At 64.6% G+C, this 21,402-nt stretch carries 18 protein-coding genes; 8 read left to right on the top strand and 10 right to left on the bottom strand.

Going from position 1 to position 21,402, the window contains the following annotated elements; translation table 11 throughout:
- Positions 1–10: 10 nt before the first annotated feature.
- Positions 11–1,381 carry an aspartate aminotransferase family protein gene (locus AC20117_RS06560; RefSeq protein WP_074700411.1) on the top strand — a complete coding sequence of 457 codons (1,371 nt, stop codon included), beginning with the start codon at positions 11–13 and terminating at the stop codon, positions 1,379–1,381.
- A 96-nt stretch (positions 1,382–1,477) separates the two neighbouring features.
- On the opposite strand, the gene AC20117_RS06555 is transcribed toward AC20117_RS06560, so the two are convergent.
- Complete coding sequence (locus AC20117_RS06555; RefSeq protein WP_074700412.1) at positions 1,478–1,963, bottom strand: DUF2306 domain-containing protein; 486 nt, start codon at positions 1,961–1,963, stop codon at positions 1,478–1,480.
- 78 nt (positions 1,964–2,041) lie between these two features.
- Here AC20117_RS06555 and AC20117_RS06550 point away from each other — a divergent pair, with 78 nt between their 5' ends.
- Positions 2,042–2,767, top strand: a complete 726-nt coding sequence (locus tag AC20117_RS06550) for a MerR family transcriptional regulator (protein WP_074700413.1) — start codon at positions 2,042–2,044, stop codon at positions 2,765–2,767.
- Here AC20117_RS06550 and AC20117_RS06545 read toward each other — a convergent pair.
- Positions 2,730–3,560 carry a putative hydro-lyase gene (locus AC20117_RS06545; protein WP_101632702.1) on the bottom strand — a complete coding sequence of 277 codons (831 nt, stop codon included), beginning with the start codon at positions 3,558–3,560 and terminating at the stop codon, positions 2,730–2,732. The genes AC20117_RS06550 and AC20117_RS06545 overlap by 38 nt on opposite strands.
- Before the next feature lie 15 nt (positions 3,561–3,575).
- The gene (locus tag AC20117_RS06540) at positions 3,576–4,790 is read right to left on the bottom strand and encodes an NRAMP family divalent metal transporter (RefSeq protein ID WP_074700415.1); all 1,215 of its coding nucleotides are present in this window, start codon (positions 4,788–4,790) and stop codon (positions 3,576–3,578) included.
- 171 nt (positions 4,791–4,961) lie between these two features.
- Between AC20117_RS06540 and AC20117_RS06535 the strand changes: the two genes are divergently transcribed.
- Genes AC20117_RS06535 through AC20117_RS06520 form a run of 4 tightly spaced genes read left to right on the top strand, consistent with a single transcriptional unit; the run spans position 4,962 to position 9,921 of the window.
- Entirely contained in the window at positions 4,962–5,720 is a 759-nt protein-coding gene (locus tag AC20117_RS06535; RefSeq protein ID WP_074700416.1) for a LamB/YcsF family protein, read from the top strand.
- Complete coding sequence (locus AC20117_RS06530; protein ID WP_074700417.1) at positions 5,717–7,456, top strand: 5-oxoprolinase subunit B/C family protein; 1,740 nt, start codon at positions 5,717–5,719, stop codon at positions 7,454–7,456. The genes AC20117_RS06535 and AC20117_RS06530 overlap by 4 nt, the downstream gene beginning before the upstream one ends.
- On the top strand, positions 7,453–9,189 hold the full coding sequence (locus AC20117_RS06525) for an acetyl/propionyl/methylcrotonyl-CoA carboxylase subunit alpha (RefSeq protein WP_074700418.1): 1,737 nt from the start codon (positions 7,453–7,455) through the stop codon (positions 9,187–9,189). Before AC20117_RS06530 ends, AC20117_RS06525 begins: the two co-directional genes overlap by 4 nt.
- Positions 9,190–9,246: 57 nt before the next feature.
- Positions 9,247–9,921 (top strand): GntR family transcriptional regulator, encoded by a 675-nt coding sequence (locus tag AC20117_RS06520; RefSeq protein ID WP_074700419.1) that lies wholly within the window; start codon positions 9,247–9,249, stop codon positions 9,919–9,921.
- Between the two features lie 42 nt (positions 9,922–9,963).
- On the opposite strand, the gene AC20117_RS06515 is transcribed toward AC20117_RS06520, so the two are convergent.
- Positions 9,964–10,878, bottom strand: coding sequence for a LysR family transcriptional regulator (locus AC20117_RS06515; RefSeq protein ID WP_074700420.1), 915 nt, complete (start codon positions 10,876–10,878; stop codon positions 9,964–9,966).
- 114 nt (positions 10,879–10,992) lie between these two features.
- On the opposite strand from AC20117_RS06515, the gene AC20117_RS06510 reads away from it, so the two are divergent.
- Positions 10,993–12,063 (top strand): MBL fold metallo-hydrolase, encoded by a 1,071-nt coding sequence (locus AC20117_RS06510; protein WP_074700421.1) that lies wholly within the window; start codon positions 10,993–10,995, stop codon positions 12,061–12,063.
- Positions 12,064–12,065: 2 nt separating this feature from the next.
- Positions 12,066–13,397, top strand: coding sequence for an MFS transporter (locus AC20117_RS06505; protein ID WP_074700422.1), 1,332 nt, complete (start codon positions 12,066–12,068; stop codon positions 13,395–13,397).
- A gap of 8 nt (positions 13,398–13,405) precedes the next feature.
- Here the strand turns inward: AC20117_RS06505 and AC20117_RS06500 are convergent, their stop codons facing one another.
- The 6 genes from AC20117_RS06500 to AC20117_RS06475 form a co-directional block, all read right to left on the bottom strand.
- Complete coding sequence (locus AC20117_RS06500; RefSeq protein ID WP_074700423.1) at positions 13,406–14,524, bottom strand: acyltransferase; 1,119 nt, start codon at positions 14,522–14,524, stop codon at positions 13,406–13,408.
- Positions 14,525–14,681: 157 nt separating this feature from the next.
- Positions 14,682–16,001, bottom strand: a complete 1,320-nt coding sequence (locus tag AC20117_RS06495; protein ID WP_074700424.1) for an MFS transporter — start codon at positions 15,999–16,001, stop codon at positions 14,682–14,684.
- 35 nt (positions 16,002–16,036) lie between these two features.
- Complete coding sequence (locus AC20117_RS06490) at positions 16,037–17,734, bottom strand: ATP-binding cassette domain-containing protein (RefSeq protein WP_083339700.1); 1,698 nt, start codon at positions 17,732–17,734, stop codon at positions 16,037–16,039.
- Positions 17,727–18,572, bottom strand: a complete 846-nt coding sequence (locus tag AC20117_RS06485; RefSeq protein ID WP_074700425.1) for an ABC transporter permease — start codon at positions 18,570–18,572, stop codon at positions 17,727–17,729. The genes AC20117_RS06490 and AC20117_RS06485 overlap by 8 nt, the downstream gene beginning before the upstream one ends.
- Entirely contained in the window at positions 18,565–19,506 is a 942-nt protein-coding gene (locus tag AC20117_RS06480) for an ABC transporter permease (protein ID WP_074700426.1), read from the bottom strand. The genes AC20117_RS06485 and AC20117_RS06480 overlap by 8 nt, the downstream gene beginning before the upstream one ends.
- A gap of 43 nt (positions 19,507–19,549) precedes the next feature.
- A complete protein-coding gene (locus AC20117_RS06475) occupies positions 19,550–21,097 on the bottom strand; it encodes an ABC transporter substrate-binding protein (protein ID WP_101632551.1) in 1,548 nt (515 codons plus the stop codon).
- Positions 21,098–21,402: the final 305 nt, after the last annotated feature.

Raw genomic sequence — 21,402 nt, 5'->3', positions numbered from 1 at the left:
GGAGCGCAGCATGAGCATCACCACCGATTCCCCGCTCACCGAGGCGGAGCTGGCCTCGGCCAAGCGGGCGTATGAGCTGGACCGCAAGCACGTGTTCCATTCCTGGTCCGCGCAGGAGCAGCTCAAGCCCATGGTCATCACGCGGGCGGACGGCAGTTACGTGTGGGACGGCGAGGGCAACAAGCTGCTGGACTTTTCCTCGCAGCTGGTCAACACCAACATCGGCCACCAGCACCCCAAGGTGGTGGCGGCGATCCAGGAGCAGGCCGGGAAGCTGTGCACGGTTGCGCCGCAGCACGCCAACGACGCGCGCTCGGAGGCCGCCCGACTGATTGCCGAGCTCACGCCGGGGGACCTGAACCGGATCTTCTTCACCAACGGCGGGGCCGACGCGGTGGAACACGCCATCCGGATGGCGCGGCTGCATACCGGCAAGTACAAGGTGCTCTCGGCGTACCGCTCCTACCATGGCGGCACGGCGCTGGCGGTGAACGTCACCGGTGACCCGCGGCGGATTCCCAATGACTACGGCAACGCGGGCGCGGTGCATTTCCACGCGCCGTTCCTCTACCGCAGCCAGTTCCACGCGGCCACCGAAGCGGAGGAATCCCAGCGCGCGCTGGAGCACCTGGAGACAGCCATCCAGCTGGAGGGCGCGTCGAACATCGCCGCGATCATCCTGGAGTCCATCCCGGGCACCGCCGGCATCATGGTGCCGCCGCCGGGCTACCTGCAGGGCGTGCGCGAGCTGGCCACCAAGTACGGGATCATCTACATCGCGGACGAGGTCATGTCCGGCTTCGGCCGCGCCGGAAAGTGGTTCGCCATCGACCACTTCGACGTGGCGCCGGACCTGCTCACCTTCGCCAAGGGTGTGACCTCCGGATACGTTCCGCTGGGCGGCGTGGCCATCTCCGAGGAGATCTACTCCACGTTTGCGCAGCGGCCCTACCCGGGCGGGCTGACCTACTCCGGCCACCCGCTGGCTTCGGCTGCGGCCGTCGCCACGATCAACGCCATGCGCGACGAGTCGATGGTGGAGAACGCGGCCTCGCTCGGCGAGAGCGTGGTGGCGCCGGCACTGGCCCGCATGGCGGAGCGGCATCCCAGCATCGGCGAGGTCCGCGGCACCGGAATGTTCTGGGCGATCGAACTGGTCAAGAACCGCGCCACCCGCGAACCGCTGGCGCCGTACGGTGCGTCCAGCCCGGAGATGAACGAGCTGATCGGCGCGTGCAAGTCCCGCGGGCTGCTGCCGTTCGCCAACTTCAACCGGATCCACGTGGTCCCTCCGCTGAACATCAACGCCGAGGACCTCCAGGCAGGCCTGGCCATCCTCGACGAGGTGTTCGACCTCGCGGACGCCCACGTGCAGGGCTGAAACACCTTAAACACAACAGCGACGTCGGCACCTGGGCGGGTGCCGACGTCGCTGTTTTGGTGTTCTTTCCGGGTTTTGGCGTCCCGCTTCAGGCCCTTAAGCGACCGCCGCTGCCTCCACCGGCGCCTTCCGGAACAGGCTCCTGAACGTCAAGAACAGTGCTGCCGAAGTCGCCAGGACCAGCAGGCAGGCGAAGGCCAGGGTGGCCGGTTGCTCGGAGAACAGCAGCGGAATCCGCCGCCCCGGCGCCAAGATGGCGAACACGAAGGCGATCACCGTGCCGAGGTAGCTGCCGATCATGTTGCCCCGGTGCGTTTGGATCTTCCCACGGGTCGCGCTGACCAGGCCGAGAGTAACGGTCAGAAGGGTAAAGGCGGAGAGGCCGTGCAGCCAGGTGAAGCCGCCGTCGCTCTGGATCCAGAAGCTGCTGATGCACAGGTAGTACATGGCGCCGATCCAGGTGAATCCGATGGCTTTGTGCACCCTGTCCTTGGCGCGGCGGAAGATGTTCATCGGGCCGAGCGCCAGAACATAGCCGGCCGCGATGGCGTGGGTGGCGATGAGCCAGTTCCAGGTTTCCATGGTTATAAGATAGTCCTACTATCCCATGGTGTATACAGGATAGTTATCGGCCGATTCGCTATCCGGAGGGAGCCCCTCGTGCAGCTGAAAGAGTTGAGCCAGGCCAGCGGGGTGTCGGCGGCCAGCATCAAGTTCTACCTGCGTGAAGACCTGCTCAAGCCGGGGAGTCCCGGCACTGCCAACCGCGCCGAGTACACCCAGGAGCACCTCGACCGGCTGGAACTGATCCGGCTGCTCCGGCAGGTGGTGGGGCTGGGGCTGGACAAGATCAAAACCCTGGCCGCCGCCGTCGATAATCCCGAGGTTGACATGCTCAACCTGCTCGGCCTGACGCAGGCGACGGTGCTGGGTCTGCCGGCCGAGGCCGTTCCGGACCACCGGTGGACTATGGAACTGATGTCCGGGGGAGGCTGGCTGGATGCGCCCTCTCCCGCGCGGAACTCGCTGAATGAGCTGTTCGGCCAGATGGAGGAGTTCGGCATGGCCCCGGACGCCACGGTGCTGTCCGCCTACGCTGCCGCGGTGGATCAGGTGGCGGCCCTGGATATCGGCCATGTGGAGGAACAGTCCACGCGGGACCAGATGGTCCGGACGGTGGCGGTGGGGACCTTTCTCTACAGCAAGCTGCTGCTGCGGATGCTCGCCCTGGCCCAGACCTCGCGGGCGATGCAGCGGTTCCCCGAAGGGGGACCTGCGGGGTCCGCCGCGGCGGATGGCGGCGATCGAACAACTAACGCGACGGCGGGGTCACCGGCCGTTCCGGGGCCTAGGGAACCAGATAGTCGCTGTCGCGCGCGTCGGTGATGAGCATGTGCCCGGGCGCGTGGCCGATCGCAAGGGCAGGCCGTGACTCCATCACCGCAGCCTGGGGAGTGACACCGCAGGCCCAAAACACCGGAATGTGGCCCTCCGGAATCTGCACCGGATCGCCGAAGTCGGGCCTGCCCAGGTCGCCGATGCCCAGCTCGGCGGGATTGCCCACGTGGACGGGTGCGCCGTGGACGGCCGGGTAGCGGGACGTGATGCGTACGGCATCGGCCACCCTGGAAGCGGGGATGGGCCGCATCGAAACCACCAGCGGGCCCGAGATGGATCCGGCGGGTTCGCAGCGCACGTTGGTCTTGTACATCGGCACGTTTACGTTCTGGTCGATGTGCGCCACCGAGATCCCGCCTTCGCGCAGCGCCGATTCGAAGGTGAACGAGCAGCCCACGATAAAGGTGACAAGGTCATCGCGCCAGTACTCGCTGATGTAGGTCGGTTCGGCCACCTTCTGTCCGTCGAGGTAGACGGTGTAGCGCGGCACGTCGGTGCGGATGTCTCCGCCCGCCAGCAGCGGCCCGGTGACTTCGCCGGCGTCGAGCACTCCCAGGATCGGACACGGCTTGGGGTTCCGCTGCGCGAAGAGCAGCACGTCGAAGGCAAGCTCGCGCGGCACGATCATCAGGTTCGCCTGGGCGTATCCGCGTGACCAGCCGGCCGTTGGAACGGCCAGGCCCGAACGGAACATTGCGCGGGCCTCCGCCGGGGTGAGGGCGCCCCGGTCCGCGGGCAGCGCGAACGGATTGACTGTTTGCGAGGTCTCTACGTTCTGCATGTTCTCCATCTTCCTCTAGCTCATGATTTCCACGAGGCCGGCCAGGGAATTCCAGCCCAGGAACAGTGTCAGCAGCCAGGCCGCGATCCCCACAGCCAGCAGCCACTTCGGGTACGAATAGCCGTGCAGCAGGTCGCGCCGCCGCCAGGCCACCCAGAGCAGCACCCCGAAGCCAACCGGCAGAATCAGGCCGTTGAACGCTCCGGCAAAGATGAGCAGCTGCTGCGGTGCCTGGCCCAGGAACATGTAGACCACGGCGCAGAACGCGATAAAGGCGACGGTGATGAGATTGCGCTTGCGGTCCGACGTTCCCGTGTGCGTCACGAAGGAAACCGAGGTGTAGGCGGCGCCGATGACGGACGTCAGGGCGGCAGCCCACAGCACGATGCCGAACATTCGCATGCCGATTTCACCGGCGGCCGCGCCGAAGGCTTCGGCGGCCATGTTGTTGCTGGTCAGGGTTACGCCGCCGGCGACCACGCCGAGGATCGCCAGGAAGAGCAGCACGCGCATGACGCCGGTGACCAGGATCCCCAAGACCGAGCTGCGCGTAATTTCCTTGACGTGCTCGACGCCGGTGGCGCCCGAGTCCAGCATGCGGTGGGCACCGGCATACGTGATGTAGCCGCCCACCGTGCCGCCGATGAGCGTGGTGATGATCAGGAAGTCGACCTTTTCCGGCAGAAACGTATTCTTCAGCGCCTCGCCCAGCGGAGGCGCCGCGACGATGGCCACGTAGAGCATCAGCAGGATCATCACTGCGCCGAGCAGCACCACAATCCGGTCCAGAGCGTAGCCCGCCCATTTGGAGAGGAAGATCAGGATCGCGATACCAGCGGAGATTGCGCCGCCGATCTTGGGATCCAGGCCCATCATCGCGTTCACCCCCAGGCCGGTACCGGCGATGTTGCCGATGTTGAAGACCAGGCCGCCAAGGAACACCAGTCCGGCGAGGAACCAGCCGACCCCGGGCAGTACCTTGTTGCCGAGTTCCTGCGCGCGCATGCCGGAAATGCCGACCACGCGCCACACGTTCAGCTGGACGGCGATGTCCACGAGGATCGAGAGCAGGATGGCGAACGCAAACGCCGCACCCAGCTGCACCGTGAAGACAGTGGTCTGGGTAATGAAGCCCGGGCCGATGGCGCTGGTGGCCATCAGGAACATGGCCCCCAGCAGCGCGGTGCGCTGGAGATTCGGCCGCACCTTGACCGGTTTCGTTTTTTCCATTGTCATTCCCATCTGGATTGGTGACCGCTGTCACAGAACGATGGGAAAGACACTACAGGTTGTTCAACAATCCACGCAAGAGATTGTTCAACAAACTTTCGGAGAATTGTTGAACAATCTTGATTTGTGAGGCATTCTTGATGGAAGAACCAACGAGACGGGTGTCACATCATGGCTTTTATTGACTTGAACAGCGACGTCGGAGAATCCTTCGGCAACTGGCAGATGGGCGACGACGCCGCCATCTTCCGTTCCGTATCGAGCGCAAATGTCGCCTGCGGCTTCCACGCCGGTGATCCGAGCACCATCGCCCAGACCTGCCGTGATGCGGTGGCCGCCGGAGTGACCATCGGCGCCCACGTCGGCTACCGGGATCTGGCCGGTTTCGGCCGCCGGTTCCTGGACTGCACCCCGGCGGAACTGGCGGACGATGTGCTCTACCAGCTGGGCGCTCTGCAGGCACTGGCGCGCGCGGCCGGCGCGGAAATCCGCTACATGAAGCCGCACGGCGCGCTGTACAACACGATCGTCCACCACGAGGGGCACGCCCAGGCCGTGGTCGACGCCGTCCGGGCCTTCGGGACCGACCTGCCGTTGCTGCTGTTGCCGGGCTCGCTGGCGCTGGCCAAGGCCGAGGCCGCGGGGCTTCGCGGTGTCGCGGAGGCCTTCGCGGACCGCGCGTACAACCCTGATGGCACACTGGTTTCCCGCCGCGAAGCCGGCGCCGTGCTGCACGATCCGGAGGTCGTCGTCGCGAACATGGTCCGGCTGGCGCAGGACGGCGAGATCGTCGCCGTCGACGGTTCCGTTGTTAAGGTGCAGGCCGAGAGCATTTGCGTGCACGGGGACACCCCCGGCTCCGTGGCCATGGCAGCAGCCGTGCGCACCGGCCTGGAAGCTGCGGGCGTCGGCGTCCGGAGCTTCGCGTGAGCGTCACCGGGCTCCGTTTCGCCGGCACGCGTGCCTTGCTCGTGGAGCTCTCGAGTCTCGACTCCGTGCTGGCCCTGCACGCGCACCTGCTCGGCTCGCCGTTGCCCGGCCAGATCGATGTGCTTGCCGCGGCGAGCACCGTACTGATCAAATGCGACACCCGGGCCCACGCGCTCAAGGCGCGCGCCGCCGTCGAGCGCCTGGAACTCGGTGCCGCCCCCGCAGCATCGGGGGAGATTGTGGAAATCCCGGTTAATTACGACGGCGAGGACCTCGCCGAGGTCGCGCGGCTCGCCGGTCTCAGCCCTGAGGGCGTGGTCAATGCGCACATCGGGCAGCTCTGGACCGCGGCCTTTGGCGGCTTCGCCCCGGGCTTCGCTTACCTCGTGGGTGAAGACCACGTGCTCGACGTACCGCGCCGTGACACTCCGCGCACCGCCGTACCCGCCGGGGCCGTGGCGCTCGCCGGCGGCTATTCGGCCGTGTATCCGCGCAAGTCTCCCGGCGGCTGGCAGCTGATCGGGCATACCAGCACCGTGATGTGGGATCTTGAGCGGGCCAATCCCGCACTGATCCGCCCGCAGGACCGCGTCCGGTTTGTGCCTGCTCGCGAATCCATTGCCGCGCGCTCCGAAACCGCAGCGCTGAACGCACCGCCCCACACCGAGGACATACAGCAAGAGCATGGCATTACGCAGCAACAGCCCGTGTCACAATCAGCCGCCCAGACAGCAGCCGAGCCTCAAGCCGCCAAGCAATCCGGCACCGCCGGTTCATCCCTCGAAGTAGTTTCCCCGGGCCTGCGATCGCTGTTGCAGGACCTCGGCCGGCCCGGCCTCGGTGACCTTGGTGTGAGCGCATCAGGCGCGGTGGACCCATCGGCCGCGCGCCAGGCAAACCGGCTGGCGGGTAATGGCAGCGGGGATGCAGTGATCGAGAACCTGTTCGGCTCGCTGGTGCTGCGCGCCCGCGGCGACCAGGTACTGGCCGTCACCGGCGCCCGCGTGGAACTGACCATCAACCCCTCCGGCCGCCGGCCTGCCCAGGACGCACCCTTCGCGCTGCTCGACGGCGAAACCCTGGCGCTCGGCCCCGCCACCACCGGCCTGCAGGCGTACGTCGCCGTGCGCGGCGGGATCGAGGTGGAGCCCGTGCTCGGCAGCCGCTCCACGGACACGATGTCCGGCCTCGGGCCCGCGCCGCTGGCTGCCGGTTCAGTACTGCCGATCGGCCAAACCACCAACCGGCATGTGGTTGGTACCCCGGAGCCCTCCGCGCTCCGCGTCGCCCCCGGCGAAGCAGCCACGCTGCGCATCACGGCTGGGCCCCGCGATGACTGGTTCGGTGCGGCCGGGCTCGAGCGGCTTACGGGCCAGAAGTGGCTGGCCAGTTCCGCCTCGGACCGGATCGGCCTCCGCCTGGAACTACCCGACGGCGCGAAAGGCTCCGCAGCACCCGCATCCCTGGCACGCATCCGCGAGGGCGAGCTCAAGAGCGAAGGCGTCGTCGCCGGCTCCTTGCAGGTCCCGCCTTCGGGGTTGCCGGTTCTCTTTCTCGCCGATCATCCGGTGACGGGCGGGTATCCGGTGATTGCCGCCGTCGTACCTGAGGACCTGCCAGTGGCGGCGCAGCTGCCGCCCGGAACCACCATCCGCTTTGTCCTGGTCGACCCGGACACCCTGCAGGCGACCGGCACCGCCGGCGCCACGACTTCCCTGGAAGGACCCCGTCCATGAAAAAGGTTCTGATTGCCAACCGCAGCGAGATCGCGGTGCGGGTTGCCCGCGCCTGCACCGATGCCGGGCTGGAGTCGGTGGCGGTGTATTCGGACCCGGATGCGGACGCACTGCATGTGCGCCGGGCCGGCGAGGCGTACTCGCTCGGCGGCCGTACTGGGGCAGAGACCTACCTGAACATCCCGAAGCTCATCGGCGTGGCCCGCCGCTCCGGTGCCGACGCGGTGCACCCCGGCTACGGCTTCCTCTCCGAAAACGCCGAGTTCGCGCAGGCTGTCGGGGATGCGGGGTTGGCCTGGATCGGCCCGACACCGGAGTCCATCCGCGTGCTGGGAAACAAGGTCACGGCACGCGAGATTGCCGTGCGTGCCGGCGCCCCACTGGTGCCCGGCAGCGACGGGCCTGTGGCCAGCGCGGCGGAGGTGCTGGACTTCGCGGAGCAATACGGCCTGCCGGTAGCCATCAAGGCTGCCTTCGGCGGCGGCGGGCGGGGGCTGAAGATCGCCCGCCGGATGGAGGACATCGAGGACGCTTTCGAGTCCGCTGTCCGCGAGGCCACCGTCGCCTTCGGGCGCGGAGAATGCTTCGTCGAACGGTTCCTGGACCGGCCTCGCCACGTCGAAGCGCAGGTGCTCGCCGACACGCACGGCAACGTCGTCGTCGTGGGCACGCGCGACTGCTCGCTGCAGCGCCGCAACCAGAAACTGGTGGAGGAAGCCCCCGCCCCGTTCCTGACCGATGAACAGCGCCGGCAGATCCACGAGTCGGCCAAGGCGATCTGCCGCGAGGCCGGCTACCACGGCGCCGGCACGGTTGAATACCTGGTTGGGCAGGACGGCATCGTGTCCTTCCTAGAGGTCAACACCCGCCTGCAGGTGGAGCACCCGGTCACCGAGGAGACCACCGGCGTCGACCTGGTGCGCGAGCAGTTCCGCATCGCCGCGGGGGAGCCGCTGAGCCTCACCGAGGACCCGCAGCCCACCGGCCACGCCTTCGAATTCCGCCTCAACGCCGAGGATCCCGCGCGCGGCTTCCTGCCCGGGCCCGGCACCATCACCGCGTTCGAGCCGCCCACGGGATCCGGCGTGCGGGTGGACTCGGGAGTGCGGTCCGGCTCCACCGTTCCAGGCGACTACGACTCGCTGATGGCCAAGCTGATCGTGCGCGGCGCGGACCGTGCCCAGGCCCTCCGGCGGGCCAAGGTGGCGCTGGACGAGATGGTGATTTCCGGCGTGACCACGGTCCTGCCCTTCCACCGCGCGGTGGTCCGCGACGGCGACTTCACCAACAATGAGAAGTTCGGCGTCTACACCACCTGGATCGAAACCGAGTTCGCGGCCGCGCTGGCGGCCTCACCCGAAATCGCGGCGGCGGAGCAGGGTGGCGAGCGTGAAGAGCTGACCATCGACGTCGACGGCAAGGCCATGCGCATCGGCCTGCCCGCGCCACTGCTGCACTCGCTGCTGCATGGCGGAGGCTCCGCCGCTCAAGTGCAACAGGACAACGACGACGCCGTGGGCGCCGAGGTGCTCGTCGCCCCGATGGCCGGCAACCTGGTCAAGTGGTTGGCCGACGACGGCGCCGAACTGGCCGCCGGTGATCCGGTCGCCGTGGTCGAGGCCATGAAAATGGAAACCACGATCTTCGCCCACCGGGACGGAACCCTGACGCGGGGCGCCCCGCAGCCGGGCACTCCCATCGCGCAAGGCGAGGAGCTGGCCCGCATTGGCTAGGTCCCGCAATGCCGGACCCGGTTCATGCGCTCGCAGATCGGTCGGTAGATTGGTGGCATGTCGTTGAATGCATCGCTGGCGGAAGAGTCCGCACGAGACCGGGCCGCCCACGCGCATACCGGGGCATGGCTGGCCGGGCTGCTGCGCGAAAGGATCGCCGAGGGGCATCTGTTGCCCGGCTCCAAGCTGTCCGAACAGGCCCTGGCAGACGCATTCGGGGTCTCCCGGAACACGCTGCGCGAAGCCTTCACCGTACTGGCCGGCGAACAGGTCGTCACCCGCATCCCCAACCGCGGCGTCTTGGTTGCCTCCCCGGGACCTGAGGGCGTCCGGGAGATCTATCGCGTGCGCCGGATGGTGGAGCCTGCCGCCGTGCTCTGGGGGCCTGAACTCGACGTCGCTGCGCTGAAGGCGATCGTTGCCGATGCCCGGGCAGCGCTGGCCCGGGGATCGGTACCCGAGATGGCCGACGCCAACCAGCGCTTCCATGCGGAACTGGTCCGCGGAACCGGCAGTACGGACCTGCAGGAGTTGATGACCCGGGTGCTGGCCCGGATGCGCCTGGTCTTCCACTCGATGCGCCATGCGCCCGACTTCCACAGTCATTACGTGGAACTTAATACCGGACTGGTGGACCTGCTGGCCGAAGGGCGCCGCGAAGAAGCCGCCGAGGCGCTGCGCGGCTACCTCGATCAGGCGGAGGCAGAACTCCTGGAGCACCTCGAAGCCTGACAAGGCAAAGGAGAGTACGACGACGGCCGGACCGTCCTGCTCCTACTGCACCGGCGACTTGTCGGGAGAAAATTCTTCCTGACAGTAGCTGAGTAAGGCTCGGACCTTCTCGGACGGGTCAGTGCCTCGCGGATACGCCGCAACTACCGCGTTGTCCGGCAAGTCATCTTTGATGCGCCGGTATGCCAAGGGCAGCCCTTCGTAGGTTTGGTCTCCGAGGGGGCGACCCATGAGGACGGAGTAGGCCAGTCCGCGGGCAACGAGGGAGCGGATCGTTTCGACGTTGGTACTGCGCCATTTAATCTGCGGTTCGAAGCCGGCATTGCGCAACTGAGTTTCAGCCAGATCACGTGCCGGCTGGAGCCCCAGCAGCGCTGCCGGCGAGTCTCCGAGATCGCGTAGGGCTATTTCGTCCTGGCCGGCCAGCGGGTGGTCGGGACTGAGCAGCAGCTGCAGTCGGACAGGCGCCACTGTTGTCAGTTCGAGCTCTGTATTGACGTGTAGGGAGTACATGAGTCCAACGTCCAGCTCGCCGTCGAGCAGCAGTTGCTGCAGCAGGTCCGAGGATCCCTCCATTAGTTCAATGTCTACGGCTGGGTGGTTTGTCGCGAAAAATTCGATGATCCGGGGCAGCAGCCAGGGCGAGAGCGTTCCGAAACAGCCGATCTTCAGGGGCCCGACAAGCTCTCCCTGGAGCCGCTGGGCTACGAACTGCAGCTCTCCGGCGTCCGTCACGATGGAACGCGCCCGCTCCGCCACCCAACGCCCGGCGGACGTAAGCGTTGCACCTTTGGCCTTTCGCCGCAGCATCAGCTGCACGCCGAGGCCGGCCTCAAGGTCATTCAGAGCCAGGGACAGACCTCCCGGAGAGACGTGGCAACGCCTGGCCGCAGCGCTGACGGAGCCCAACTCCGCCACGGCTAGAAAATACTCCAGCTGACGGAGGGTTATCTGCATTGTTAGCTCTCCTTAAATTAATTTTGATTTATTTGTGATTTACAAAAATTGTGATCCTTTCCATAGTTAATGTCCAGAACCTGCGACGTACGTTGCCTACCTGCTGGAGGACCCATGACTACTGAGACTGTGCCGACACCTGAGTTGAAGCCCCATGTGGTTGCTTTAGGCACTGCTGGTGGCCCCCGCTGGTGGAAGGGTGCAGGGCAGGGCGAACGTGCCGGTATTGCAACGGCGGTAATGGTTGGCGATGCGGCGTACTTGGTGGACATGGGCCATGGCGTGGGGCGGCAGTTGATGATGGCCGGTATCGAGATCCCACAGATCCGCGGGATGTTTCTGACCCATCTGCATTCGGACCACACCATCGATCTGGCCAGCATGACCGTCTTCGGGTTCCTGCACATTGTGAACCCGGCCCAACGGCCCATCAGGATTCTAGGACCGGGTAACCGGGGCATGCTGCCCCTTCCCTCACCCCGTGCCACCACCGCGCCCGAGCCGCTGTTTTCGGAAAATCCGACCTTGGGCACGCGCGAGATGGTGGAGACGTTGCTTCGCGCTTACTCCACGGATGTCAACGACCGGGTCATCGATTCTCTACGACCCTCACCGCTGAAGTATTTTCAGGCGGAAGACATCGTGGTGCCGGGGTCCTCAGGCTTCCATCCGAACGCCAACCCGACTCCAGACATGGAACCCTTCGAAGTTTACCGCGATGATCTCGTGACCGTGACGGCAACTTTGGTCCGGCATCCACCGATCGCTCCTGCCTATGCCTTCCGCTTCGACACTGCCGGCGGCTCAGTAACCATTTCCGGGGATACCGCACCGTGCAACAACCTGGTCCGTTTGGCGGAGGACACGGACCTCCTGATGCACGAGGCCATCGACTTCGGCTGGGTCGAGAAAGCGTACGCCCACGAAGAGCCGACGACTGCGCAAGCCTCGGTGGACCATCACCATAAGTCGCACACGAGCCCCCGGCAGGCTGGCGAAATAGCCACCCGTGCCGGAGCCCGTGCACTCGCCCTTCACCATCTTGTACCGGGAACCGCTGATCCAGCGGTCTGGCGCAGGGCCGAAGAAACCTTTGCCGGCCCGGTTTACGTTCCGGACGATCTGGAGATCATCTCCTTTGCCCGGGACTCCGTTCCTTCCCTTGCTACTGCAGAAAAGGTGTGACGATGACGACGACATCCAGTATTGACACCCGCGAGCAGGCTCCAGCCAATGAGAGCCTGAATACGAAGCACATGCGGAGGATTCTTGCCTCCAGCTTCATCGGCAGCGCCATCGAATACTATGACTTCCTGCTCTACGCCACTGCCGCAGCCATCGTGTTCGGACAGGTCTTCTTCACCGATCTCGGCCCGGGCATGGCAGCCTTTGCCTCCTTCGGAACGCTGGCCGCCGGCTACGTAGCCCGCCCGTTGGGCGGCGCGATCTTCGGCCATTTCGGCGACCGCGTAGGCCGCAAAACCGTGCTGATCGTCTCCATGATGACTATGGGCGTGGCAACGACGTTGATTGGACTCCTGCCGACCACCGAGCAGATCGGCGTCATTGCACCCATCCTGCTCATCACGTTGCGCGTGGTCCAGGGGCTGGCGGTCGGCGGCGAATGGGGCGGTGCCATGCTCATGGCACTGGAGCACTCGCCTGACAAGAAGCGCGGCTTCGCAGCGAGTTTCGCCAATATGGGTGCGCCGGCGGGTGCCCTGCTGGCAACTTTGGCTGTCAGTCTCTTCACGCTGCTGCCGGATGGCCAGTTCCTGGCCTGGGGCTGGCGCGTTCCGTTCCTAATCAGCATCGTGCTGGTAACAGTCGGCCTGGTCATCAGGCTGAAGGTCAGCGAGACTCCGCTGTTCCAGCAGTTGGAGGCCAAAGCGGATTCAAAGAAAATTCCGCTGACTGAGGTCCTGACCAAGCACCCGAAAAACCTGGTCTTGGGCATCATTGCGGGAACCAGCGTCTACACAATCGCGGGCATGGTCACCGTCTGGGCGGTCTCCTACGCCGTCGATGCGGGCGCGGACAAAACCGGTGTCCTCAACGCCAAGGCTTTGGCTGCCTTCGGCATGGTCATCACCACCATGATCGGCGCCCGCCTCAGCGATCGGTTCGGCCGCAAGCCGGTCATGCTCACCGGTGTTATCGCCGCAGCCGTCTGTGCCTTCCCGATCCTTTGGCTGGTGGACAGCGGTACAGTAGTGGGCTTCACCGTCGCAGTGGTACTGGGCCAAGCCCTGCAGGGCCTGATCTTCGGACCCTTTGGTGCCTTCACCGCCGAACTGTTCCCGACCCGCGTCCGTTACACCGGAGCCTCCCTGTCCTACCAGAGCGCCTCTACCTTCGGCGCCGGATTCACACCCGCAATCGCCGCTGGCCTGCTGGTGCTCGGAGGCGGCAGTCTCACGTTGCTGGGTTCCGTGTGGATCGTCGCCTTCATTGCGGCAGCCGTAGCTATCCTGCTGACCAAGGAAGGCCGCACCCAGGACTTGGCCGGGATGAAATAGGCACCCATTTAGAACACCCTGCGCAGCCAGGGGATTCTCAGGGCTGTGTAGGAGAGGATGAAGGCGCCGACGCTGGCCACCGTGAACTTGAAGGTCATGGTGGCCAGCGTCGGCTGGACGTCTTCGCCGAGGACCTTGAAGGTCAGCCAGGTCAGGATCAGGTAGTGGCTCAGGAAGACGCCGAACGCCGCATTCGACAGCGCCAGGATGAACCGCGCCAGCCGCGGCGCAGGCCGCCAGTCCTTGAGCAGATGGAACACGGACGTGAAGATGCACAGCGCCGCCAGTGTCACGCCGAGCCCGATATAGCTGGACGGCGTGGTGATGTTCAGCACCGGCGTCGAGTCCTGGTTGATCCAGTGCCAGATGTTGAAGATCGAGAGTACGACGGCGGCGCCTCCTAGCATCGCCGCGGTGCGTTTGCTGATGCTCACCTGGGCGAGGACCCAGCCGGCCATGAAGTAGCCCAGGTAGGGGAACCACTGGGTCAGCATGTTCCAGGGGTACTGCCACCCGAGTTCTGCTTCGATGCTGGCGGCCTGGGCAATGAAGAGGAGCAGAATTAAAGCCAGCACAACTGCCGTCGTTATTCCGGCAGTCCGTAGGCTGATGCTGTGGAGGTAGCGGGCCAGGGGAGGGGCCGCGAGGTAGAGGCCGAGGATGAGCCAGAGGAAATACAGGTGCGGGTAGACCGAGGTGTTGAAGATGTCGGCGACGGTTTCGGCCGGATTCAGTTCCCGTCCGAGGATCAGCCAGTTGCCCACGAAGATGTAGATCAGGTGCCAGAAGATCAGTGCGGGCACGAGCCGGAGCGCGCGTTTGCGGTAGAAATCGCCGGCGCCGGTGGTGTGGGCACGCGGCGCCAGGGTGAGTGTGCCGGAGATGATCACGAAGACCGGGACCACCCAGATGAACGCGATGTCGATGACGGCCGCCGGGATCCAGTCGCGCTGGTTGCGGGCGCTGTCGTCGCCGGCCAGCTCACCGAAGGAGTGGATGGCAACGACGCCGACGATGCTGACGATCCGCAGCAGATCCAGGGCATAGTTGCGCGCGCGGATACGCGGCGCTGCCGGGGCCGGTTCGGTGAATTCCGGCTGGCCGACAGGTTGGACAGGTTCGGCCATGGACCCCAATCTACCAAGGCCGATTGGTCCGCTGGGCAGTGGGATGCACGCGGGGACTCCAACGGAGAGTCCTCTTGAAACCACAGTGATGGTTCATAAACGGGATCCTCGCCGATTGTTATCGGCGTTTGTGTGGAGCCGGAAGCTAAGCAGCTCGTCAGCCGGCCTTTCCGGACAGATCGGTTTTGGTTGACGAGGGCGACAGCCTATTTGCTCGATGACTGGTCAGCACGCGGGGGAGCGCCCACGCTGCCAAGAATGGAAGCAAGATCAGCGGGATCCATGGTGTGCCTGGCCACCAAGTTTGCCGTTCGGTCAGATCGAGCAGGAGTCCTAGCGCAGAGTTGCCGGCCAGTACAGAGATTCCGCCGCAGGTGGCGGCGAGTCCGTAGTATGCACCCCTCCCTGCGGCTGGTCCACTAGCCGTGGCGAAGGTGGGGATCAGGGACAGGATTGTGGGTGTCAGGAGCATATGGCCCAGGATCAAGACCGCGACGGTGACTACCACCGGCGCCAGCGAAGCGTCGGAAGAACCTGGGTGCATGGAAGTTATGGCGGCCACTGTGAAGGCAACTGATAGCAGCACGAAACCAATCGATAGGGCGGGGCCCGACCCCAAGCGTCGACCGACCGCGGAAACCGGCAACTGCAGGAGCAAAGTCAGGGCAGAGGCCAGCAGGAACAGCGCGCCCAGCCAAGCGCCATCGAGGCCGCGTCGGCTCAGTTCGATGGGAATCGCGAAGTAGAGTTGGTTGTAGGCGAGCATGTTGGTGCTGGCCAGAAGGCAGAACAGCACGAACCGTCTGTCACTCAGACATCGGAGAGCAAAATGTGGCCCTGCGGCCGAGCCCGCTTGGTCAGCCTCCGAGATATCCGTCTCGCGGGCAGGCTCGGCGGGCAAGCGGTACCAGAGCAGAATCGTTATGGCCGAGAAGATCCCGATTCCCGCGGCCAGTGCGGCGTCGAAACTCCAATTCAGCAGGACCGAGCCCAGCACAGGGCCCATGACTGCGCCGATCTCCCCGATGACCGCCAGCCAGACGAACACGGATCGGTGGGACTTCCGCCCTCCAACCAACGCTTCGGTCTCGACTGGCTGGTCGGCATGGGACAGCCGGGATTCCAGAGCCGGAGAGAACAGGGCACCGCCGGCACCGGTTAGCACGGCGCCGAGGAGGAATAAGGCGAAGTCGGAGGCTGCTGCCAGCGTTGCATATCCAAGGATACGGACCAGGCATCCGATGAGAATAGCCCTGCGTGCGCCCCACCGATCGGCTAGAACGCCGCCGATCAGGAACATTCCTTGCTGGCTGAAGGTGCGGGCACCCAGTACGAGTCCGATCGCAGTGACACCAAGCCCGTATTCGGTTCTCATGGCGCCGGCGAGGAAGGGCACAACGGCGTAGAACCCGAGGTTGAACACCAGTTGGGCACCTAACAGGGTGCGCGTTTCAGCCCGATAGCTGCGGAACGTCAAACGAAGGCCTCCTGCGGCGCTTGATGGAAGGGTACTCAGGTCGTAGCCAGAGTATCGGCACGGTTCAGCGTGGCCGATGGCCGCGGGTAGGTGGTCTTGCGGTCGTGATCCAAGGTTGTGTCGTGATCGAGCGGGAGGGCCGCTGCCACGAGTTGTTTGCTGTGCTCGTGCCGTGGACAAGCGAAGAACTCATCGGCAGGCGCCAGTTCCACAAGGGCGCCTTGATAAAACACTGCGATCCGATGGCTCATGTATCGGACGACGTTCAAATCGTGGGAGATCATGACCAGGCTCAAGGCCTGGTCCCGGTGCAGGCGCAACAGCAGGTCCAGGATCACGCGTTGTGTCACCGCGTCCAGTGCCGATGTCGCTTCGTCACAGATGAGTACTGCTGGTTCCAGCAGGAGTGCCCTGGCGATGGTGAGCCTCTGGAGTTGGCCTCCCGAGCATTGGCCGGGGTATCTGTCGAGCAGCGCGGGATCCAGTTCTACTTCCTGCACGATCTCGCGGATACGATCGCTGCGTTCCGCGGCTGTGATGTGGCGGTGCCGCAGCAGGGGAGCTTCGAGGCTGGTGCGCAGCTTCATTCTGGGGTCGAAGGAGTCGTACGGCTCTTGGAAGACTAGTTGTACAGTTGTTTTCGCCGCACCGTTTCCAGCCTTCGTTGTGGACGCTGTGGGGGTGAGGCTTCCGCCGGTGGGGGTCTCGAGCCCGACGATCAGCCGGGCCAGGGTGCTCTTCCCGGAGCCGGACTGGCCCAGTACACCGAGGATCTCGCCTTCCCGAAGGTCGATGGAGACGCCATCGAGGGCGGGCCGGCCGCCGCTCCTGGTTGAGGGGAATCGTTTGCTGACACCGTCCAGCGCCAGCAGGGTACGGCTAGGGGTCGTCGGCACGGATGCGGGAGGGGGCGTGAGGGTTGCCGCCTCAAGGAGGTTTTTGGTGCAGGCGGACTGAGGATCCCTGAGGACAGCTCTCGCCCGTCCCGACTCTCGGATCCGTCCGCCTTCCATGACTACCACCCGATCGGCTAATGCGGCGACGGTGGCGAGATTGTGGGTGATGTAGAGAACGCCCAGGCCGCGTTCACGCCGCTCTCGATCAATTAGTTGCAGGATTTGCCGTTCGAGGACTTTGTCCAGGGCAGACGTCGGCTCGTCTGCCAACAACAGCTCCGGCCGGCCGGCCAGGGCGATGGCCATCATGGCTCTTTGGGCCATGCCTCCGGAGAGCTGGTGCGGATATGCCGACAAGCAAGAGGCAGGATCTTCGAAGCCAGCTTCTGCCAGCAGGTCCTTCGCCCGTGCCTTGGCGTTCCGTCCCCGGAGCCCTTCATGAAGCTTCAGCGGTTCCGTCAGGTGGCTGCCGATGGTCCGTCGCGGATTCAACATCCGTTTGGGCTGCTGGTAGAGCATGCCGATCCTGCCGCCGCGAATGCGGTTCAGGTCTGCTTCGCGGGATTGTGTCAGGTCCAGTCCGTTCAACCGGATTGCGCCTGAGGCGATGCGCACCTGCGGGGGCAGCAGTCTCAGGACGGACATTGCGGTCATCGTCTTGCCGCTGCCCGAAGTGCCGACCAGGGCCACGAATTCACCTGGGGCTACGGAGAGGTCGATGCCGGAAAGGATCGGCCGGGACGCAGTGCCGTCCGGATGTCTGCCCGCGGCATTCCGATCAGCCAGAGGCGCCTGATGGCTGAGGTGCAGCTGTTCGATGATCAGGCCTTCAGGCATTCGGTGCCGCCTTTGAAGTGGTTGTGGCCAACAAGAGGCGGCTGCTGGTCATGTGGGACAGCCGCTGGCCGATGAGGGTAACGCAGAGCGCGACGATGAAGATCAGCAGCCCGGGGGCGAGGATCGTCATCGGCGACCTGAGCGCGTACGGCTGAGCAGCGGCCAGCATGGACCCCCAGTCCGACTGCGGCGGCTGCACCCCCAGACCGAGGTAGGAAAGAGCGCCGACGTTGATCAGCAGCTGTCCGAACCGGAGGGTTGCCTGCCCCAACATGGGAGCTGCGAGGTGGGGCAGGATGTGGCGAAGGACGATGAATGAGGGGGTGCATCCGAGCACGCGGGCAGCCTCAGTGAATCCGCGTGCGGAGACATCGTAGGCAAGCGTTCGGGCCAGCCGGGCGAAAGGTGTCCAGCCGGTCACGGTCAGCGCCAGCAGTAGGGAGGGATAACCTGTCCCCAGCGCGGCGACCAGAAACAAAGCGATCACCATTTCCGGCAGCGCCAGAAGGACGTCGTTGGTACGGGTAAAGAACTCATCGAGCCAGCCCCGGCGGCGCGCACTGATGACGCCGATTGCGGTGCCGACAACTCCGGTCAGTATTGTGGCCAGGGCTGCGATGGTCAGCGAGAACTGTCCGCCGTCGAGCAGCCGGCTTAAGGTGTCCCGGCCGAGGTGGTCGGTGCCCAACCAGTGGGCCGTACTGGGCGGGGCCAGCCTGGCGGACAGGTCCTGTTCCGCGGGCGGATAGGGGCTAATCCACGGGGACAGCGCCACTGACAGTACGACGATGGCCAGAAGTATTACCACTGCAGGTAGGAGTGCCGCCCGTTTATGCATGATGCATCCTGAGGCGGGGATTGAGGAGTCGGTGGATCAGGTCGGCTGTTGTGGTGAGTACGACGGCGAGTCCGACGACGATGACTACGCCGCCCTGCGCCAAGGGAATGTCGCTGTTGAGTACCGCGTCGTATAACAGCCGTCCCATTCCCGGGATGGCAAAGATGACCTCCACGATGACCGATCCTCCCAGCAGGCCGGCGAACCACACGGCCACCATGGTGGTCAGGGGCAGCAAGCTGTTGGGTATCACATGCTTCCACACTGTCTGGGAGTAGCTGAGTCCGCGGCTTCGGGCAGCGGTGACGTGCTCCGCGCCCAGCGCATCCAGCATCCCCTCGCGCACTGCCGACGTGAAATAGCTGGTAGGACGCAGCGCTAGCACGGCAACGGGCAGAACCACGGAGGCAGGGCCCTCCCACCCGGCGGAGGGCAGCAACGAAAGTTTCAGCGCGAAGACGAGCACGAGCATCGGCGCCAGCCAGTATTCCGGCAGCGCGATGAAGGCCTGGGTGACAGTGGTGATGAGCCTGTCGGCCGGGCGGCCCTCCTGCAAGGCAGCGGCGATTCCTAGCACGACAGCGATTGCGCCAGCCGCGCCCAGGGTTACGACGACCAGGCTCAGCGTGATCCAGAAGGCCGGCAGGACCTGGTCGATCACAGGGGTACGGCTGGTGTAGGACAGGCCCATGTCTCCGCTGCCCAGCCGGCCCAGCCACCGCAGATACTGCACCCATAGGGGATCCTGAAGACCCAGCTCGACCGTCAGTGCCTGTACTGCGGATTCATCGATCACGTCTCCGGCCACACGGGAGCGGATGATCTTCCGTACCGGATCCCCGGGCGTCACATAGGGAATAAGGAAGACCACGAAGGACGCCAGAAGAACCGTGATGCCTAAGGTTGCTGTTCTCCGGGCGAGGAACATCATCATTCGGGACCTTGTTCCCGCTGAATCCCCGATGTGCCGCTCATCCTCATGATGTGGGCTTCGTCGTTTCCGCCCGGAGCACGTAGCGTGAAAGCGGGTCCTGGATGTAGGACTGTAGATCGGCACGGACTGCGTCAACGGCCTGTTCGTTCACGAGCCAGACGTTGACGGCCTGCTCCTGAAGGATCTGCCCTGCTTCGGAGTACAGCCGGTAGCGGTCCTCGGTGTCAGCGGTCTCGGCCGCCTGCGCGATGAGCTTGTCGTAATCCTGGTCACAGAAATGGCTCAGGTTGTAACTACCTTCGCAGGTGTAGTCAGCCGTGAGGAAGCCGATCGGGTCGGCGATGTCGATCAGGCGGTTACGCTGGCTCAGCACCATGTCGTAGTTACCCGCCAGCAGATCCGGTTCCACCGCGGCGTATTCCTTGGTCTGGATGGTAACCGGGACGCCGACACTCTTCAGATTCGCCTGGATTACCGTCGCGACATCCGCGAACTCCGCACGTTCCACGATAGCGATGATTTCCAGCGGCCGCTCTGCGGTGTATCCGGCGGCAGTGAGCAGTTCCTTGGCCGCCTCCAGATCCTGCCGATGTGGCTTCATATCTTCTACCGCCCAAGGCTCCGACGGGGCAAACGGCCCGCTGGAGGCAATAGCGGCCCCTTCGTACACGCTGCCGGCGAGGGCATCCAGATCAAGCGCCGAGCGGATGGCCTTGCGGAAGTCGACGTCGTCGAACGGGGCCCTGCCGTTGTTCATGTACAGCGTTGCCGTCCGCGGCGAATCCGCCTTGAGGATCTTCACACCGGAATCTGCCTCCAGCGTGGACAGACTTGAAACCGGGACGGAGAGGGAAACGTCGGCTTCACCGGTCTGAACCTGAGCCGCACGGGTCGCCCCATCCGTGATGAACCGAACCTCGGCGCCGGCAAGCTGAACCTGCCCGCCCCAGTAGTTCTCATTCCGCTCCAACGTCAGGGACTGCTTCGGTTTTTCAGAGACGGGAGTGAACGGCCCAGTGCAGTGACCGAAGGGATCGACAGCATCATCTTCGAATGCGGCCGGCGAGAGGATACCCGTGTTGACACTGGCTAGACGGTACGGGACTAGCGGACTCTCGCTCGGAGTGGTAACCCTGACCGTACGATCGTCGATGGCCTTAACGCCGCTTACTACTGTCGGGCTAAAGGCTCGAGCCGGAACTTCCGCTTCAAGGACATGATTCAGCGATGTCACCACGGTTTCTGCAGTCAGCTTGGACCCGTCCTGGAACTGTACCCCTTCACGGATCGTGAAGTCCCACTCGGTAGGAGCAATTTGCTTCCATTCGGTGGCTAGCGAGGGCACAACCTTCCCCTGTTTCTCGTCGTACCTAGTCAGCGTCTCGAGGCATCCGGATAGGGACAGAATGTAGGCGGAATCGCTCTCCAAAGCCCAACCAGCCACCGGAGCGCGGAAATTGTCCACGACCATCTTCTGGTCACGGCTGGCTGAAGGGTCTGCTTCCGCTGCTCCGCCACTGAATCCGCAACCAGACAGCGTGAGAAGGGCCACGAAGCCCATGGATGCCGAAAGCGGGAGCAGAGCGCGCATAAAACCACCTAAGTTCAACGCCCACGGAGGAAGGTCCGGAGACGACAAGCGAATAGCCGAGTTGGCCACGGGAGAGTTTAGGCTAACCTAACTACACCTGTCTAGTAGGGCTCAAAAAAGCATGAACGAATCGCATTAGTTCCGGCCGCGAATGAGGACCGTGTGGCAAATGAATGGTTCGCAACTTCCCAAAGGTGCCATAGGAGTGGGAAGTCACCTGCAGAAATGTGCCGGCAAGGCGGTCCGGCCGCTGCAAACAGTCGTTGACAGATGTGACGACGAACACTAACGTGATCTCTCATATA

This window comes from Arthrobacter crystallopoietes, from assembly GCF_002849715.1.
Taxonomy (GTDB): domain Bacteria; phylum Actinomycetota; class Actinomycetes; order Actinomycetales; family Micrococcaceae; genus Crystallibacter; species Crystallibacter crystallopoietes.
This window is presented reverse-complemented; position numbering and strand designations above follow the sequence as displayed.